Raw genomic sequence first — 17,587 nt, 5'->3', positions numbered from 1 at the left:
GGAGCTCGACCGGGTGTGCCCGACGCGCCGACCGATCACCCCGTGGATCATGGATCTCGCCGACGGGGAGCGGGAGGCGTGGCAGACCCTTGAACGCGCCATGCGTGCGGCGCACTCGGCGCTGATCGACGCGCCCTGGAGCCGTATCGAGGCCGGCTTCCAGGCCGAACGCGCCTGGCGCACACGGCTGCTGGCCAGGGACGGCCTGCGCACCACCCTGGCCGGTCTGGCGGCCGGAGGCCGGTGGGAGGGGGCGGTGCTGGTCTTCCCCCCGGCCCGATCCCCTCGACGTCGCCCTGCCGGGTCACGGGTTGGTGCTGCTGCCGTCCGTCCTGTGGTCCAGGCCGCTGGTGGCCCTGTACGAGGACGCGCCGAGCGTCCTGATCTATCCGGCCGTCACCCCGCTTCCGCTCCTGGAAGAGGCCCCCGCCGATCCTCTGGGCGTCCTGCTGGGCCGTACGCGGGCGGCGATCCTGGATCTGCTCCCGCGTGAACTCAGCACCTCGGACATCGCCAAGGAGCTGGGCATCAGCAAGTCCTCCGCCTCCGAGCACGCCAAGGCCCTCCGGGACGCCCGCCTCATCGTCACCCAGCGCGAGGGCAAGGCCGTTTGGCACAGCTGCACACCGCTTGGCCTGGAACTGCTGCGGGGAGCGGACACCGCCGGGTGACGGATGGGCGGGCCCGTGGCACCTACGCGACCGTAGGTAAAGGGAAAGTCAATCACCCACCATGAAATTGCAAAAGCAAATCAATTTTTGGGTGTGCTGGACGAGATCATATCCAACTAGTCCGGTTTGACTCCTATTGGGGGACTCTTCAAGACTTCGGCTTCATCTCCCCTTTACTTACAGGGGCATTACGTGATGAAGAGGGCAAGCCAAACCAGCATGGACAAGCAAGACAGCACTTCTGCGCGCATGCGCAGGGTCATCACCCGCGGCGTCGTCACCACCACCGCTCTGGCCGCCGTGGCCGCCGTGGCCGCGCCGGGCATCGCCGTCGCCAGGCCCGGGGAGGCCGTGGCCGCGGCCGCCGCCATCGGTACCGACGAGAAGCAGCGCGTGGAGGCGGCCGCGGTCGTCGGCCTCGACGCCACGTGGGACGTGCTCCAGCGCGGCGACCTGGACTTCATCCAGGAGCTGTGGCGCAAGGCCCGCGAGGGCGGCGAGAAGTACGAAGCGGTGCGGATGGCGGCCGAGGAGGCCATGCTCAGCCCCGACGCGGAGGCCCACGTACGGTTCATCACCAGCGGCATCCACGAGGCGTACGCGACCGACAAGAAGCGCGAGCAGGAGCGCGAGGCCGCCGCCCGGGCCGACCGGCTCGCCAAGTCGCAGGCGCTCATCGCGGTGGGCATCCCCAGCAGCCCCGAGCTGCTGGCGCTGAGCGACGACAACTTCGTACGCGCCGTCATGAAGCACCAGGCCGCCGGTCCGCAGGTCAAGGCCGCGGCGGCGGCAGCGCTCGCGGGTGACGCGGCCGCCTGGCGCGAGTTCATCACCAACGGCGCCCGCGAGGCCCACCAGCGCGATGTGGCGGCCGAGCTCAAGGAGCTGGAGGAGAAGAACCGTGAGGAGGCGCAGCGCCGGCAGGAGCTGGCCGCGCGCAAGAGCGCGGCGGCGCTGTTCAACCTCACGCCCTCCGAGGCCATGCTCAGCCTCGGCGACGACAACTTCATCCGCGAGCTGCTGCGCCAGGCCGTCGCCGCCAACGGCCCCGAGCTGTACGCCGCGGCCCAGAAGGCGGCGCTGAGCCCGAACGCGGCCGACTGGCGCGAGTTCATCCACACCGGCGCGGAGAAGGCGTACAAGACCGACGCCGAGAACCGGCGCAAGCAGATCGCCGAGGCCAACAAGCTGCGGCTGAAGCAGATCGCGGCCGCCCTGGCGAAGACCGGTGTCAACCCCTGGTTCGTGGCCAAGGCCAACAAGGCGCTGGCCGGCACGGACGAGCAGGTCGTCGACTTCCTCAAGGAGGAGAACCAGTACCGCGCGATGCGCCAGTCGCTGCAGCCCGCAGGCGGCAAGCCGGCCGGCTTCTTCGTCCGGCAGTCGAAGGTGGACGCCGGCGAGGCCTTCGTCGCGCCGGTCGCGGCCAAGGGCAAGCAGGCCGACCGCGAGGACACCACCTGGGTCGTGGTGCCCTCCCTCGCCAAGAAGGCCGACTGCTACTCCTTCGAGTCGGCCCGTGACCGCGGCTCCTTCCTGACGCTGAAGGGCCAGCGGGTCGTCGCCGCCGCGCACGACGGAAGCGACGGCTCCGCCAAGGCCGCCACCTGGTGCGCCCGCCCGGGCCTCGCGGGCTCGGGCAAGTCGTTCGAGTCGGCGAGCCAGCCGGACCGCTGGCTGCGGCACCTCGACGGTGACGTCTACGCGGGTGCCAAGGACGGCAAGAACCGCTTCGACGGCGGCAAGGACTTCGCCCAGGACGCCAGCTGGAAGCTGGCCAACCCGCTCGCGCCCTGATCCGGCCCGACCGGTCCCCCTCCTTCGCAGACACTCCTTCGCGGAACCGAAACAGAACGGAACACCCGATGTCCCGGATCATCCGAGGCGCGCTGGCCGCCACCGCCGGCCTGGCCGCCCTGGCCGGCACCGTCACCGCCGTCCACGCGGCCGACACCACCACGAACAGCGCCGCCCCCGAGGTGGCCACCGTGCAGCTGCAGGCGACGCACAGCGGTCAGTGCCTGAGCATCGACAAGGGCAGCCTGCGCAACGGCGCAGGCGCGGTGCAGAGCCCGTGCGCCGACGGCGTCGACAGCCAGCTCTTCGAGATGGCCCCCACCGGCGACGGCACCCTTGAGCTGAAGCCCAAGCACAGCGGCAAGTGCCTCGAAGTGGAGAACAGCGGCACCGAGGGCGGCTCCAACGTCCAGCAGTGGTGGTGCAACGGCGGCGGCCAGATGCGCTGGCGCCCGTTCCTCGTGGACGTCGTCAACGACCGCTACGAGCTGCGCCCCGCGCACACGACCGCGGCCCGCTGCCTCGACATCAAGGGCGGCGCCACCACCGCGGGCGCCAACGCCCAGCTGTGGTACTGCAACGGCAGCGCGGCCCAGCAGTGGCAGATCAAGCCCGTCAAGGCCTGAACACCGGCCCCGGCACCGGCTTTCGTACGGGCCTGAGCACCCCCCACCTTCGAGAGGAAACCGAACACCCCATGTCCCGGATCATCCGTGCCACGCTGGCCATCACCGCCAGCGTCGCCGCCCTGGCCGGCACCGCGACCGCCGTCCACGCCGAGACGGCCGAAGAGGCGGCCGCCAAGGCGGCCAAGGCCGCCAGGGAAGCCGCCAACACGGCACGCGCCAGCATCGACGAGGCCGCCGCGCGGGCGAAGCTGCCTGAGGCGATCGTCCAGCTCCAGGTCGCCTCGAGCGGCAAGTGCCTGGAAATCAACAACGGCGCGATCAACGACGGCCTGCCGGCCCAGCAGTGGGCCTGCAACACCGACAACACCGCCCAGCAGTGGCGCATGGTCCCCAAGGGCGGCGCCTCCTACGAGCTGCGGACCGTCACCGGCAATAAGTGCCTCGAAGTCGAGAACAGCGGCACCAAGGCCGGCGCGGCCGTCCAGCAGTGGACGTGCACGGGCGGGGCCCAGATGCGCTGGCAGGCCGTGCTCGTCGACCCGGCGAGGAAGCTCTTCCAGCTGCGCCCCGCCCACACCGAGGACCGCTGCCTGGACATCGTCAGCGCCAAGACGGAGAACGGCGTCAAGGCCCAGTCGTGGTACTGCAACCAGTCCGACGCCCAGCTGTGGCAGATCAAGCCGGTCAAGGCCAAGTGAGGCCGGCAGTGAGGCGTCAGTGGTGGGTCGCGCAGGCCACGGCGGTCGCCCTGCTGACCGGCGGGGGAGTCCTGGCGGCGGGAGTGGCACCGGCGTGGGCCGCAGCGCCCCCGACCGCAGCCGCGGCTGAGCAGTCGGCCGACCCGGTGGCGGCGCTGAAGGCCGCCGCCGCGCAGAGCGCGCGTGACTACGTGCACGGCATCGCAGTCTCCAAGCTGCCCGCCGAGCTGCGCGTCTCCGCGTGGAACGCGCTGCGCAGCACCCGGGGGGACGAGGCGATCGCCGAATGGATCGCTCCCGGCGGCGGTTACGCGTACGCCAAGCAGCGCCTGAAGGACTCCCGTACGCAGAACCGGAGTTTCTGCGAGCGGGTCGTGGCCACGCACACCGCGCAGTTCTCCCCGGTGGTGCGCGCGGCTGCGGAGAAGGCGCTGAAGGGCTCGGACGCCGACCGCGCCGCCTTCGTGAAGTCCGGCTACGCGCAGGCCCAGAAGCGTGACCGGGAAAGCCGTGAGGCCGACGTCCAGCACCGCCTCGAAGTCGCGGCCGCGGACCGGGAGTTCGTCGCCGCGCTCGCCCGGAACGCCCCGGGCGAGCAGGTGCGGGTCACGGCGCAGTGGGCGCTGCGTCCGGGTGCCACGGATGCCGACGTCACTGAGTTCTACGGGTACGGCTGGGCCACCGGGGGGTCCTTGGACCTGGAGGCGTACCGGCTGCACGTGTCCGACGCCGAGACGGCCCGGCGCGCCGCGCTGTCGCAGCTGATCGCGAAGGCGGCGGCCGCCGAGGAGGCCGTCAAGGGCGCCGCCGACGCCGCGAAGGCCCGCGCCGAGGCGGAGGCCGCCTGGAAGGCGGTGTCCGAGCACGCCGGTTCCGCGCAGAAGGCGTGGCTGGCGGAGCAGGAGGCAGCGGCCGCCCAGGCGGACAACTGGCGGAGCATCGCCAAGGCCGCGAAGGAGTCCGCGAACGGGCTCTGGAAGGGCATCGGTGATCCCGCCGAGGTCAACGGGACGTCCTGGGCCGAGGAACAGGCGGGAGCGGCCGCGTCGGCCGGCTTCTGGAAGGACATGTTCGAGCGGGCCCGGGATGCGGAGAGCCGCGTCAAGGGCTGATCTCCGGATCCGTTCCGGGTGCCGGCCGGTGTGACCAGTCGGCCGGCACCAGGGACGCCCCGCGGCTTCCCTGGATCACGCGCCTTCTTTCCCGCGCGTCTCCTTTTGTTCTCAGCGTTTTTCCTGTCCTCCCTGCTCCTCAGTGCGGTGACGCCTGGGGCGGGGGGTGTTTTCTGTTTCTCCAATCGAGGGGGATTTATCCCGTGATGGGTAGATTCTGGCCGAAGGCCGGAAGGATACGAGGCCGTGCGACCGCGGCCGCGTCGGGGGCCTTGTCCGCGACGCTGGTTCTGGCGATCCTGGGCGGCTCGACCGCCGAGGCCACTGCCGCCACGACGGCCCGCGCCGAACAGGCGTCGTACACCAACGCCCTGGCGACGCTGGACCGTGCGGCCGCCGCCCTGCCGAAGGCCGGCACCACACCGCCGCCCGCGCCGCGCTCCGAGCTGGACCGGCTCAGCGCCGAGCGCGACCGCCAACTCGTCGAGGACTACGCCGAGTTCGACGAGGAGGATGAGGTCCGCGAGGCCGCGAAGAAGGCGCTGGAGAGCAGCGACGCGAACGCGATCAAGGAATTCCTGGAGCACGGCGAGGCCGAGGCGCGCCAGCGCGCCAAGGACAAGCGCGACGGCACGGACGTCAAGAACCGCAAGGCCATCGAGGCGATGCGCGGCACCGGCGGCCCGGTGTTCAACGCCGAGGTCGAGCGGGCCCTGAAGTCCGACGCCAAGGCTCGTGCCGACTTCCTGGCGTTCGGCGCGGACATCGCCCGCGCACAGGACAAGAAGAACGACCAGAGCGCCAAGGAGCGCGCGGCGGAGCTGCGCAAGCGCGTCGAGATGCTGGTCGCCTCCGGCGGCCCCGAGGTCAAGAAGGCTGCCGCGGCCGCCCTGGCCACAGGCGACGACAAGGTCATCGCCGAGTTCCTCGAAAAGGGCTACCAGATCGCGGCCCAGAAGGACGCGGACGACCGGGCCGCCCACGAGAAGGCGCTCAAGGAGGCCCAGGAGGCCGCGGACAAGCTCCGTGACCTGGCCGAGAAGGCCGCCCGCGCCGCCGAGGCCCGTACCAAGCTCATCACCGCCCACGGCAACGCGGTCAAGGCCCTCAAGGAAGCGTCCAACGCGATGACTTCCGCGGCCGGACAGGCGCGCCAGGCCGACCGCATGCTGTCCGCCGACCGCGCGGGCAAGACGCTGTCCTCCTACGACAGCGTCAAGGCCGAAGCCGCCCGCCAGGTCACCATCGCCTCCGGCGCCGCCAAGGCGGCCCAGGTCGCGGCCGGGCAGGCCAAGGTCCAGGCGGGTGTTCTCGTCGAGACCGGTCTGACCTACGGCACGCAGTGGTCCGAGGTCGCCTCGGGCATCGCGGCGGCCGCCGACGCGGCGGTCAAGGCGAGCCAGACCGCGCAGCACGCCATCGAGGCGACCGAGGCCGACGCCAAGGGCCTGAACGCCAAGAATCAGGCCGAACTGCACGAGCAGCAGGCCAAGCAGTGGCGGGCCAACGCCGAGCAGCACGCCAAGGCGGCGGCCACGCTGGCCGAGGCCGCCGAGAAGCAGGCCAAGATTGCCGCGGATGCGGCCGCCCACGCCAAGACGGCCCGTATCGCGGCCGAGAAGGCCGAGAAGGAGGCCTGGGAGCACGCCAAGAAGACCCGCGAGGCGCGGGTCGAGGCACAGCGCCAGGCGAAGATCGCCGCCGAGCAGCGGGCGATCGCCGAACGCGAACGCGACCTCGCGGCCCAGGCGCGCGCCCGCGCCGAAAAGGAGCGGGACCTCGCCGCCGCGGCCCGCGCGCGAGCCGAGGCCGAGGCGCGCACCGCGTCCGCGGCACGCGCGGACGCCCAGGCCGCCGCGGCCACCGCGGCCTCGGCCCGGGCGGACGCCGAGAAGCAGGAAGGCATCGCGGCCAAGGCGGACGAGAACGCGCGCGGCATGGAGACCGCGTCCCGGGAGGCGTGGCGCAAGTCCCGCGAGGCCCGGATGGACGCCGACGCCAAGGCGTCGCGTGCGCAGGCCACCGCGTCGATGGCGGCCGCGGCCAAGGGCACCGCCTACTCCGTCGAGGCCCAGACCGCGGCGACCGCCGCCCGGGCCGACGCCGACACCGCGAACACGGCCGCCGGTCAGGCACAGAATGCCGCCGACACGGCCAGTGGCGCGGCGGTCCGGGCACGTACCGCCGCGACCCAGGCCGCCGGTGCGGCCGCCCGTGCACGGGCGGCGGCAGCGGAAGCCACCGCGCACGCGGCACGCGCCAACGCCGCGGCGAACAAGGCCGAGGCGGCGGCCGCCGCCGCCAACGCGGCCGCGAACCGCGCCGAGGCCGAGGCCGCCGCCACCCACGCGGCCGCGCTGCGCGCCAACACCCAGGCCGCCGAGGCCACCGCGCAGGAAGCGCGGGCCGGCGTCGCGGCACACGAGGCCGCACGGCTGGCCGGGCTGGCCGCCGTCGAGGCCAACAACGCCCTCCAGGCGGCCAACCGCACCAAGGCCGAGGCCGAAGGCGCGGTCCGTGAAGCCGCGATGGCCCGGCTCCAGGCCGGTATCGCCGTCCAGGCATCCAACGCCGCCCGCACCACCGCGGCCGGTATCGCCGACCCGGCCAACACCGCGATCGAGCTGACCGCGCCGTTCTCCGGCAAGGACATCGACGCGGACTTCGCCGCGGCGGTGGCCGCCGCCGCCCAGGAGATGGGTCAGGAGCAGGTCACCTCGGCCGAGGCCAAGGCAGCGGAGGCCGTGAAGGCGGCCGAGGCCGCCGAGGCCGCAGCGACGCGGGCCAATGTCCAGGTCGCCCCGGCCTTCAAGGCCGCCGCCGACGCCGCCCGTTCGTCCGCGAACGCCGCCCGCTCGACCGCGGCGGCGATGAAGTCCGCGGCCGAGGCCGCCGCGGACGGCGCCAAGGCCCGGGCCGCCGCCGCCCGTGCCAACCAGGCCGACGCCCAGGCGCAGCAGGACGCCAAGGACGCCCGCGCGGCGGCCAACCAGGCGTACGCGGATGCCACCGCGGCCCGCCAGGCCGCCAACCAGGCCGAGGCCGAAGCCGCCCGTGCCCGGGGTGCCGCCGCCGAGGCGGACCGCCACGCCGCCGCGGCCGCCGGTGCCGCCGACCTCGCCGAGAAGGAGGCGGCCACCGCACAGGGCGCCGCGACCCGGGCGAAGGAGGACGCCGAGGCCGCAGGAAAGCTGGCGGAGTCCGCCGAGGGCCACGCCAAGTCGGCGAAGGAAGCGGCCGACAACGCGCTCAAGTACGCCAAGGAGGCCGACGAGGTCGCCAAGAAGGCGGAGGCGGACCAGGAGGAGCGCGAGCGCAAGGCCCGTGAGGAAGCCGCCAAGGAGGCCAGCAGTAAGGGTGACCTCCCCGAGCTGAACGACGAGGAGAAGAAGGCACTCCGAGCCGCAGGGATATCCCCCGAGGAGTACGAGCGGCTGCGCCAGCTGGCGAACAAGAGCTTCGCCGACTTCGTCGTGGAAATCGGCGGAGAGCTCCTCAAGCAGTACTTCGATTTCGACGACATCCAGAAGTGCGTCAGCGAGGGCAACGTCGAGGCGTGCTTCTGGGCATTGGTCAACAACCTCCCCTGGGGCAAGGCCTTCAGGGCCATCGAAAAGTTCCCGGAGATCGTCAAGGCGATCAACCGGCTCGCCGGCATCGGCAAGCTCCTGGACGAATCGGCCAAGGCCAAGAAGTTCGTCAAGAAGGCTGAGGATGCTCTCGAGAAGGTCCCGATCTGCAAGGTGAAGGCGAAGCCCAACAGCTTCACCCCGGAGACGTTGGTGCTGATGGGTGACGGCACCCGCAAGGCCATCGGAGACATCCGGATCGGGCAGCAGGTGCTGGCCGCCGACCCCGACACCGGTAAGACCGGAACCCGTTCGGTCACCGACGTGATCATCGGCGACAAGAGCGACCTCATCGAGATCGCCATCGACACCGACGGCGCGGCCGGGGACGCGACCGGCTCGCTCAAGGCCACCTCGGGCCACCCGTTCTGGGTGGAGAACCGGCATCGCTGGCTCAGTGCGCTGGACCTGAAGGCCGGCGACCGTCTGCGCACTCCCGGAGGTGAGCTGAGGGAGGTCGTCTCCACACATGCCTCGCCGGGTACGCGTACCGTCTACAACCTCACGGTCGACGACCTCCACACGTACTATGTGCTGGCCGGGCCGTCCCCGGTCCTCGTCCACAACTCCGCCAACCCGTGCGAAGAAATATGGAGCGAGGCTGCGGACTTCGGAGGCGCTCGGACGAAGGCGCGTGAGCTGGCAGGCCTGGGAGACGATGCTGTTCCGTACATGAGCGAGGTCGGTCCGATGAAGGATCGGCTCTACGTCGGAATGCAGAGTCCTGACGGCAAGAGCGGATGGCGCATCGACTGGGACAAGGACGACCCCAAGAAGGGATTCCATGTGAACTGGTGGAAGAACTTCGACAGGTCGAAGAAGCGCAGTGAAATGGGACCGGATTCCTCCCGCGGTGCCATTCACATTCCGGGCGAGTACCAGGACTATGCGGATATCGCCCGCCACTTCCCCTGGAACTAGAGAAGAAAATCACCCGAACGATCCGGGGAAACGCACCAAGGATGGCGATGTACACAGAATCAGAAAATATCTCTGATTGGCTCGAAGGGGGCAGGGCGGTCAGCATGCCCGTCGAATCGAGCAGAATGTTCGACGAGTATCTCTGCACGCTGCCCTGGGGGCCGTCGCGACTGGCCTGGAGCAAGGGTCCGTACTCCTCGTTCAACTACGAGCAGCACGGATGGTCGGGAGAGTCGGCCGTCGAGTGGGCGCGGGCCCATCGATTCATGGACTTCGACAAGGCCTTCGTCATGTACTCGGCGTCCGAACCCGGAATCCTCTGCAGCAGCCGGGACGCCTTCTATGAGCTGGACTACCTGACCATGGGAAGAGTCCATCCCGCGTACATCTGCGCAGCCAACGAAGATGAAAACGGTCCGGTGCTCTCCTTCGAGAGGTTCGCCGAGTGGGACGGATTCGCTGTCCTGAGGACACCGGTTTCCTGATGACAACGCCGAGTTGATCCAGCCCGGATCGTTCGCAAAGGGTCCGCCAGTTCACTGGCGGACCCTTTTGCGTGGGGGTACGGCCCCGCCCCCCAGGGCACACGCCCGCTCGGCCGCCGTCGCGCCCGCCACCGCCAGCAACACCGGGACGACCAGGGCGAGATGGGCGTCGGTGAACTCCAGGATCAGTACGACGGCGGTGAGCGGCATTCGCTGGGACGCCGCCAGGAACGCGCCCGCGCCCACTACCGCGTATGCCGCGAGGGAGTCGCCCGGCCACAGCACCGCCCACCCGCCGCCGGCCAGTGCGCCGAACAGTGCCCCGTTGGCGACCGACGGTGTGAGCAGTCCTCCGGCCGCCCCCGAGCGCAGGCTCAGGACGACGATGGCGATGCGCAGGGCCAGCAGCACGGCGGCGAGGGCGAGGGCCGGTTGCGTGCTGAAGGCGACCTCGGCGGGGCCTTTGCCGTTGCCCAGGATCTGCGGGTAGGGGATCGCCAGGAGCCCGAACAGGAGGAAGGCGGCGGGTGCGGTCAGCAGCAGTGCCGGGCCGTGGGGTGCCTGTGCGCGAGCTGCGGCGCAGGTGCGCGAGAACAGGTGCGCGCCGACCCCGATGACCGGCCCGGCCAGGACGGACCAGGTGATCGCCGGGGCACCGACGGTGAGGTCCGGCAGTGTGTAGACCGGCTCGTCGGGGAGCACCGACCAGGAGACCAGCGTCGCCAGCGCCGCCACGAGGGCCGCCGGGACCACCGCGCCGACGGCCCAGGTGCCCAGGAGGACTTCGAGGGTGAACACGGTGGCGCCGAGCGGAACGTCGTACACGGCGGCGAGACCGCCTCCGGCGGCGCAGGCCAACAGGACCTGCGCCTGCCGTCCGGACAGCCCGGCCCGTGCGCAGACCGCCGTGGCGAACGCGGCGGCCGCCTGGCGGGGCGCCACCTCCCTGCCCAGCGGCGAACCGAGGCCGACGGTCACCACCTGGAGCAGTGCGTGGCACAGCGTGGTGAGCGCGGGCATACGGGGCCGGCGGGCCCGGATCGCGTCCTCGATGCTGACCAGCGGTCGCGCGTACCGGTACAGCGCCCACCAGCCGACCCCCGCGACGACTCCTGCCAGACCCATCATCAGGAAGCGGCGCAACGGCGAAGAAGCCTCGGCGGCGGCCAGGAAGGGGCCGCTGGAGTAGCCGTACGCGAGATGCTGGACCGTGTGCAGCAGCAAGGCCAGCAGGCCGCCGCAGGCACCCGCCCCCGCGCCCACCAAGATGGTGACCAGCCCGAACCGGAAGAGTCGCGCACCGCCACGGCTGCCACTTGCCACGCACGCCACAGTAACGGCAGCGAAGGCCGCGACGCGGTTGTGAGCGGTCGTGCGCGTCGCGGGGGACGCGGGAACCGGCGTACGGGAGGCGGAGCGGCCGGGCTCTCAGGCCCTCAGATGTGCCAGGACCGAGCCCAGCGCCCGACGGATCGCCTCGCGTGACCCGTCGCCGGGGTCGCGCGTCTCGAAGCCGTGGTGGCCGTCGGGGAGGTCGATGACCTCCACTTCGGCCCCGCAGTCCTTGGCCGCGGCCAGGAACTCCTCGACGGTCGTGGCGATCTCGGCCACCTCAAGACCCACCCGGGTCAGCACGATGGGCAGGTCGCCCGCCTCGGGCACCGCGTCCACCGGGCGGAACCGGCTCCCGCCGAGGCCCCAGTTCGGCATCGGCACCATGACCGGATACGTGGCCGCCACGCAGCGCAGCCACGCGGGCGGAGCACCCAGCCACTCCGCGCAGAGCAGGCTGCCGCCCGAGAAGTACCACAGAGCGATACGGTCCGCGTCGACCCGAGGGTCGGCCCGCAGCGAGTCCACCGCCGCGGCGACGTCCCGCGCCGCGAGCGGATAGTCGGCGATGTCGTGCAGCCGGTGGTCGAGCACCGCGCCCACCACTCCCTCGTGGGCCGCGAGGCGGGCGTAGCCGGTGAACACCGGCCAGTCCCGGGGGGTGGGGCGGGCGTCGGCGGGCACTGGGCCGCCGTGGACGAACAGCACCGCGGGCAGCGGCCCGTCGCCGGTGGCCTCGGGCACGTACAGGTCGACGTTCCCCGTTCGCTCGCGCGGCACGTCGGGTACCTCCAGCGGGAACGGCCGCAGGTAGGTGGGGAGTTCCTCGTCGGCGGGGGTCAGCCGGTGGCCCTCGCCCGCGGCCGCCGCCAGCAGCGCGCCGGCCAGCTCGACGGGGGAGGAGAGCATCGGCCAGTGCCCGGTGGCGAGTTCGAAGAACGACACCCGCGGGTCGACGAGGGCCTGCAGGGCGGGGTGACCGAGGTTCACGAAGCTCTGGACCAGCTCGATGCCCGCCCCGTTCCCGCTGCACAGCACGGCGCTGGTCGGCACGGTCGCGATCGCCTCCGTCAGGTTCAGCGGCTGCAGCAGCGTGCCGAGCGGCTGCGGCGCGGCGAGCCGGGTCAGCCGCTCCAGCGCCTGGTCGGTGACGCCGGCGGTGCTGCCCCACCGCTGCCACCCGGCGGCGTCCGCCGGGGCGGGAAGCAGCCCGGCCGCGGCCTCGCCACCCCGCTCGGCGAGCCGCGTCAGCTCCTCGCGCAGTTCCTGGTCGGGTACGGCGGCCAGCGCCGGCACCCCGTCCATCGGCATGCCCGCGTCGACGTAGACGACCCGCTCCACGCGCTCGGCACGCCGGTCGGCGGCGCCCAGCACGGGGTGGATCCCGTAGTCGTGGCCGACGAGCACCAGGTCCCGGTCCGCGTCGACGGCGTCGATCGCCGCGAGGACGTCGGCGATGTGCGTCTCCAGATCCGTGCCGGGGCCCGCGGCCGCGCGGCGCTCGCCGAGCCCGGTGAGCGTCACCGCATGCGCCTCGGCGCCCGCAGCGGTCAGCCGCGCCGCCGTCTCCTCCCACACGTAACCGCCGGTGAACGTCCCGGACACCAGGATGAACGCAGTCATGGATCTTTCCTCTCCCTCTGGTCGAGAACCCCCGTACGCGGTGGCCCGCGTGGTCCCGGGCGCGGACGGCACCCCCGTTGTCCTTGATCGGCTGTCCGCGCTCACCGGTACGGTAGGAACTCCCCCTGAGGGAGGTTCAAGTGTCGTTTTCCCCCGACGGTCTGTGGAGCATCGGCGAAGTCGCCGAGCACGCGGGCGTCACCGTCAAGACCGTCCGCTTCTACTCCGACCGCGGCCTGCTGCCGGAGGCTGCCCGCAGCTCGGGCGGGCACCGCCGGTACGGCCCGGCCGCGTTGGACCGGCTGCGGCTGATCCGCTCGCTGCGCGCGCTGGACCTGCCGCTGCCCGAGGTGCGGCGGATCCTCGACGAGGACGACGGTACGGGCGGGCAGGCGCTGGAGGCGGCCGTCGCGGGGCAGCTGCGGGAACTGGGCGACCACATGCGGGCGTTGCGGTGGCGCGAAGCCGGTCTGCGGCTGGTTCAGGAGTGCGCGCCGCAGGAGCGCGCCGACCGGCTGCGGCTGCTGGGCGCGGTGGCCGCGCCGCCGAGCACGGACCCGCTGGTGCGGTTCTGGCGGGCCTGGCTGCCGCCGAGGATGTCGGCCCGCGCCCGCTCGGCGTTCCTCGACGTGGCGGTCCCGGCACCGCCCGACGAGCCGGCGCCCGCGCAGGTGCTGGCCTTCGCCCGGCTCAACGCGTTCGTGACGCAGCCGTGCGTCGCGGGCGAGCCCTGCCAGCCGGCGGCACACACCTCCTCGCCGGAGTTCCGCCCCGAAGTGCTCTACGCGGGCCTGGCCGAGGCGTACGAGCTGGCGGGCGCGCAACTGCGGCGGGGGCGGGCGCCGCGCGCGGGGGAGGCGCTGGACTGCTTCGTCGAGGCGTACGCGGCCTCCCGACGCACCCGCGACACCCCCGACTTCCGCCGCGCACTGGGCCCCTGGCTCAGCTCGGACCCTCGCATCGACCGGTACTGGGAGCTGGTGGCCGAGGTGACCGGACCCGGGGACGGACGGCCGGTGCCCACCCCCGGCGTGTCCCACGACTGGCTGCTCGCGGCGCTGACCGCCCAGAGCGCCGAGGCGGCCGCCTGAGGAGGCCGGGGATCAGGCGCGGTCGGCGGCGATGAGGAGGTAGTGGAAGCTGCCCTCGCGGTAGGCGGTGAGGAAGGACTCCTCGATGCCGGTGGCCACGGAGGAGCGGGCGCGCAGCTCCCAGTAGGGGATGGCCTGTTCGGTGAGGTCGATGACGTCGATGGGGACGAGTCCGTTGGCGGCCAGGGCGGCGAAGTAGGCGCTGCGGGGGTGGATGTTGCAGGTGTAGTGGGAGTCGATGCGGCTGACGGCTTGGGAGCGGCCGCCGGTGACGTCGTTGGAGCAACCGGTGACGCAGACGTAGCGTCCGCCGAACTCCAGCAGACGGGCGAATTCCGCGAACGCCTCTGCCAGATCCACGTACATGGTGGTCTCGTTGGTCCACACGGCCTTGCGGGAGCCGGTGGCCAAACCGGTGTCGAGCATGTTGCGGAAGTGGAAGCGGACCTGGTCCGCGGTGCCGCGTCGGGTGGACTGGGCGGTGGCGAAGTCGACCTGGTACTGGGAGATGGACACCCCGTCGACTCGGCACCCGAACCGGGTGTGGGCCATGAAGCTGGTGCCGCCGCGGCCCGAGCCCGCGTCCAGGACGGGGTCGGCGGGGGCGAGCGGGCCGAGGTGGTCCAGTACGAGCTCGGCCTGGGCGCTCTCCAGCCGGTGCAGTTCCTCGATGATCCGCTGGTCGCGGGTGGCTTCGGGGCCCTGGAGGACGGCGGGGTCGTAGGGGCCGACGCCGTAGTGGTGGTGGTAGATGCCGTCGACCTCGCCGAGCAGCAGGTTGACGCTGTCGTTCTGGTGGGTGTCCCAGTAGGCGGCGACGGAGCGCTGGTAGTCGGTGCGCAGGACCGGTGCGGTGGGGGACGTGGCGGTCATACGGGAAGTCCTGTTCCGGGCGGTGGGTGGGTCAGAGTGAGGTGCGGGCCGCGTAGCGGGCGCTGGTGCGGTGCCAGGCGTGGTTGCCGCCGCACCAGGCGCTGATACCGGCCAGATAGCGGCGCAGCTCCGGCGGGCCGGACAGGCTCAGCGCGGACGCCTCCGCCTCGAAGCGGCGCATGAGCTCGTCGTGCAGAGCGGCGCTGCGCTCGACCGCTTCCTGGAGCGGACACGCGTGTTCGGCGGCGATGGCCTGCGGCAGGTTGAAGTCGACGGTCGTGGAGGAGTTCTTCCTCGCCAGCGAGTAGATGTCGTTGACGAGGGAGCTCGCCAGGGCGGCGGTGGTGACCGCGGCGCGCACCCGGGGGTCGGCGTGCACCTGCGGGGCCAGCCGGTAGCCGCCGACGACGTCGATCACCGCGAGGCAGGGCAGGAAGCTGTTGTACTGGCGGTTCGTCAGGTACTCCCACACCGCCGGTGTCCGCCCAGCCGTGCGCCAGCTGCCCTCCTGGCCCAGGGCCAGCATGTCCAGGGCGAAGGCGTGGCAGGCCCGGACGGTCTGGTCGGGGGTCGCCGCCAGGGCGAGGTACTCGATGGCGGAGCGCAGCGCGCGCAGCACCGGGTCCTCGCGGACCGCGTCTTCGAGCCCGGCCGCGTAAGGAGGCGGCAGACGAGCCCGGTTGACGGCGGCGGCGGCGATCGCCAGCCGGGAGCCGAGGAGCTCGGGGCGGGCGCCCAGCTCCGGCTCGTCGCAGTAGTGGTCGTCCAGGGCCCAGGCGGCCAGGGTGCAGCGGGCCGGGACGAGGAGCCGGTCGAGGTCGTCGGTCTCGGGGTGGCAGAGCATGACCAGACGGCCGAAACCGTCGCTTCGCAGGGCGTCGAGCTTGCCGGGGTAGAGGCCCATCTGGCTGGCCCAGTCCACCAGGTGTTCGTTCAGCGCCTCGCCCAGCGCGGGGTCGTCGCGCAGCGCGCCGGGGCAGTGCAGGGGCGGCACCGCGATGCTTTCGCCCACCGGGCGGGTCTGGTGCGGCGGTGACAGCCGGGCGGCCGAGGTGCCCAGGCCCGTCGGCCCGCTCGGGCTGCGGCTCATGCCCGGCTCCGGGAGTCGTCGTACTGGCCGATCTCGGCGTTCTCCAGGATGCCGAGCGCGCTGGGCAGCAGCACCGCGACCGAGTAGTAGGCGCTGACCAGGTAGGAGATGACGGCTTTCTCGTCGATGCCCATGAACCGCACCGACAGACTGGGCTCGTACTCGTCGGGGATGCCCGTCTGGTGCAGGCCGATGACGCCCTCGTCCTCCTCGCCGGTGCGCAGGGCGATGACCGAGCTGGTGAGCCGGTCGGATATGGGGATCTTGTTGCAGGGCAGGAAGGGAACTCCCCGCCAGGCGAAGACGTGGTGGCCGTTGAACTCGGTGCCCGGAGCGTAGATCCCGGCGCGGGTGCACTCCCGGGCGAAGGCGGCGATGGTGCGGCGGTGGGCGAGGAAGAACTTCGTCTTGCGCCGCATCGAGAGGAGTTCGTCCATGTCGTCCGGAGTGGGCGGCCCGTTGCGGGTGGAGATCCGCTGCTTGAGGTCGGCGTTGTGCAGCAGCCCGAAGTCGCGGTTGTTGACCAGCTCGTGCTCCTGGCGCTCGCGCAGCGCCTCGATCGTCAGTCGCAGCTGCTGGTCGGTCTGGTCCATCGGCTCGTTGTAGAGGTCGGCGACGCGGGTGTGCATCCGCAGGACGGTCTGGGCGACGCTGAGTGGGTACTCCCGGGGCGCCAGTTCGTAGTCGGCGAACGTGCCGGGCAGCGTCGGCTCGTCGTCATGGCCCGACGCCACCTCGATCTCGGCCTCGCCCCGACGGTTCATCAGGGGCTGCGGGCGGGACAGGGCGTCGGCGTGTGCGCACCGAGCTGTGGCGCGCGGGCCGCGACCTGTTTGAACGCCTTGCGGGGCAGGACCATCAGCGTGCACGGCGTGATGGCCCGATAGGTGAACTCCCAGCGCCCCTTCTTCCCGCCCAGGCACTGGTCACCGAAGTAGTCACCGCCGGTCAGCGTGCCGTGGGAGGCGTCAGCCGCCGTGCTCTACTCGTCGGCGCCGAGCTTGTCGACCTTGCCGTGCGCGATCAGCACCACCCGGTCGGCCTCGGCTCCCGTCTGCGCGATGACGGTGCCGGGCTCGACCTCGCGCCGCTCGAACCGGGTGGCCAGTGCCGTGAGCACCTCGTCGTCGTCGAAGTCCCGCAGCGCCGTGATCTCCCTCAACTCCTGGGGGATCACACGGATGTCGGTGCCCTGGGCCTCGAAGTCCATCCAGCCGTCGCCGATCGTGTAGGTCAGCCGCCGGTTGACCCGATAGGTGCCGCCGGACACCTGCACCCAAGGAAGGATCCGCAGCAGCCACCGGGAGGAGATCGCCTGCATCTGCGGTACGGACTTGGTCGTGTGCGCCAGATTCCGTGCCGCGTCCGGGCTCAGACTCGACCGCGGAGCCTGCGTCTGTGCGACCTCGTCCGCCGCGGGCAGGGATTTCGCCATGGCACACCCGTTCCTTTCACCAGCGTGGAGATGTGTGTGCTGCCGCCGCATACGGGCGCGCCGCCCCGCGTCGGTCCGGACGGACGATGACGGGGGCCACCGCTTCGCAGACGGCGAAGCGGAACTGATCGACAACAGTCCACGCCGTCCGCGTGCCACCAGCACCCGCACGGGACCAAACGGGTGACCGTTCGGTGTGCC

At 71.9% G+C, this 17,587-nt stretch carries 12 protein-coding genes and 1 pseudogene; 8 read left to right on the top strand and 5 right to left on the bottom strand.

The annotated features are described in order from the left end of the window. Window positions 1-314: 314 nt before the first annotated feature. The 7 genes from IE252_RS31605 to IE252_RS31575 all read left to right on the top strand — a co-directional run bounded on the left by IE252_RS31605 (window position 315) and on the right by IE252_RS31575 (window position 9,942). On the top strand, window positions 315-671 hold the full coding sequence (locus IE252_RS31605) for an ArsR/SmtB family transcription factor (protein ID WP_190092861.1): 357 nt from the start codon (window positions 315-317) through the stop codon (window positions 669-671). A gap of 219 nt (window positions 672-890) precedes the next feature. Next, window positions 891-2,468 (top strand): AbfB domain-containing protein, encoded by a 1,578-nt coding sequence (locus IE252_RS31600; protein WP_190092860.1) that lies wholly within the window; start codon window positions 891-893, stop codon window positions 2,466-2,468. A gap of 68 nt (window positions 2,469-2,536) precedes the next feature. Continuing rightward, window positions 2,537-3,094 (top strand): RICIN domain-containing protein, encoded by a 558-nt coding sequence (locus IE252_RS31595; RefSeq protein ID WP_190092859.1) that lies wholly within the window; start codon window positions 2,537-2,539, stop codon window positions 3,092-3,094. 71 nt (window positions 3,095-3,165) lie between these two features. Beyond that, entirely contained in the window at window positions 3,166-3,795 is a 630-nt protein-coding gene (locus IE252_RS31590) for an RICIN domain-containing protein (RefSeq protein ID WP_190092858.1), read from the top strand. An 8-nt stretch (window positions 3,796-3,803) separates the two neighbouring features. Continuing rightward, on the top strand, window positions 3,804-4,907 hold the full coding sequence (locus tag IE252_RS31585; protein ID WP_229848907.1) for an ALF repeat-containing protein: 1,104 nt from the start codon (window positions 3,804-3,806) through the stop codon (window positions 4,905-4,907). Window positions 4,908-5,179: 272 nt separating this feature from the next. After that, complete coding sequence (locus IE252_RS31580; protein ID WP_190092856.1) at window positions 5,180-9,457, top strand: polymorphic toxin-type HINT domain-containing protein; 4,278 nt, start codon at window positions 5,180-5,182, stop codon at window positions 9,455-9,457. A 41-nt stretch (window positions 9,458-9,498) separates the two neighbouring features. Next, window positions 9,499-9,942, top strand: a complete 444-nt coding sequence (locus IE252_RS31575; RefSeq protein WP_190092855.1) for a hypothetical protein — start codon at window positions 9,499-9,501, stop codon at window positions 9,940-9,942. A 51-nt stretch (window positions 9,943-9,993) separates the two neighbouring features. On the opposite strand, the gene IE252_RS31570 is transcribed toward IE252_RS31575, so the two are convergent. Beyond that, window positions 9,994-11,265, bottom strand: a complete 1,272-nt coding sequence (locus IE252_RS31570; protein WP_229848906.1) for a chloride channel protein — start codon at window positions 11,263-11,265, stop codon at window positions 9,994-9,996. A gap of 105 nt (window positions 11,266-11,370) precedes the next feature. After that, window positions 11,371-12,897, bottom strand: a complete 1,527-nt coding sequence (locus tag IE252_RS31565) for an alpha/beta hydrolase (protein WP_190092853.1) — start codon at window positions 12,895-12,897, stop codon at window positions 11,371-11,373. A gap of 140 nt (window positions 12,898-13,037) precedes the next feature. Here IE252_RS31565 and IE252_RS31560 point away from each other — a divergent pair, with 140 nt between their 5' ends. Then, window positions 13,038-13,988: a MerR family transcriptional regulator gene (locus tag IE252_RS31560; RefSeq protein WP_190092852.1), complete on the top strand. Its 951-nt coding sequence runs from the start codon at window positions 13,038-13,040 to the stop codon at window positions 13,986-13,988. Window positions 13,989-14,000: 12 nt separating this feature from the next. Here IE252_RS31560 and IE252_RS31555 read toward each other — a convergent pair whose 3' ends face one another. From IE252_RS31555 to IE252_RS31545, 3 genes and pseudogenes are all read right to left on the bottom strand, one after another. Beyond that, window positions 14,001-14,861, bottom strand: coding sequence for a geranyl diphosphate 2-C-methyltransferase (locus IE252_RS31555; RefSeq protein ID WP_190092851.1), 861 nt, complete (start codon window positions 14,859-14,861; stop codon window positions 14,001-14,003). A 31-nt stretch (window positions 14,862-14,892) separates the two neighbouring features. Next, window positions 14,893-15,951, bottom strand: coding sequence for a family 2 encapsulin nanocompartment cargo protein terpene cyclase (locus IE252_RS31550; protein WP_190092850.1), 1,059 nt, complete (start codon window positions 15,949-15,951; stop codon window positions 14,893-14,895). Continuing rightward, window positions 15,948-17,374, bottom strand: a pseudogene (locus IE252_RS31545) (family 2B encapsulin nanocompartment shell protein). Before IE252_RS31545 ends, IE252_RS31550 begins: the two are co-directional and overlap by 4 nt. Between the last annotated feature and the right edge of the window lie 213 nt (window positions 17,375-17,587).

Origin of the sequence: Streptomyces melanogenes (assembly GCF_014649795.1) — a bacterium.
In the GTDB taxonomy this organism is placed as follows: domain Bacteria; phylum Actinomycetota; class Actinomycetes; order Streptomycetales; family Streptomycetaceae; genus Streptomyces; species Streptomyces noboritoensis.
This window is presented reverse-complemented; position numbering and strand designations above follow the sequence as displayed.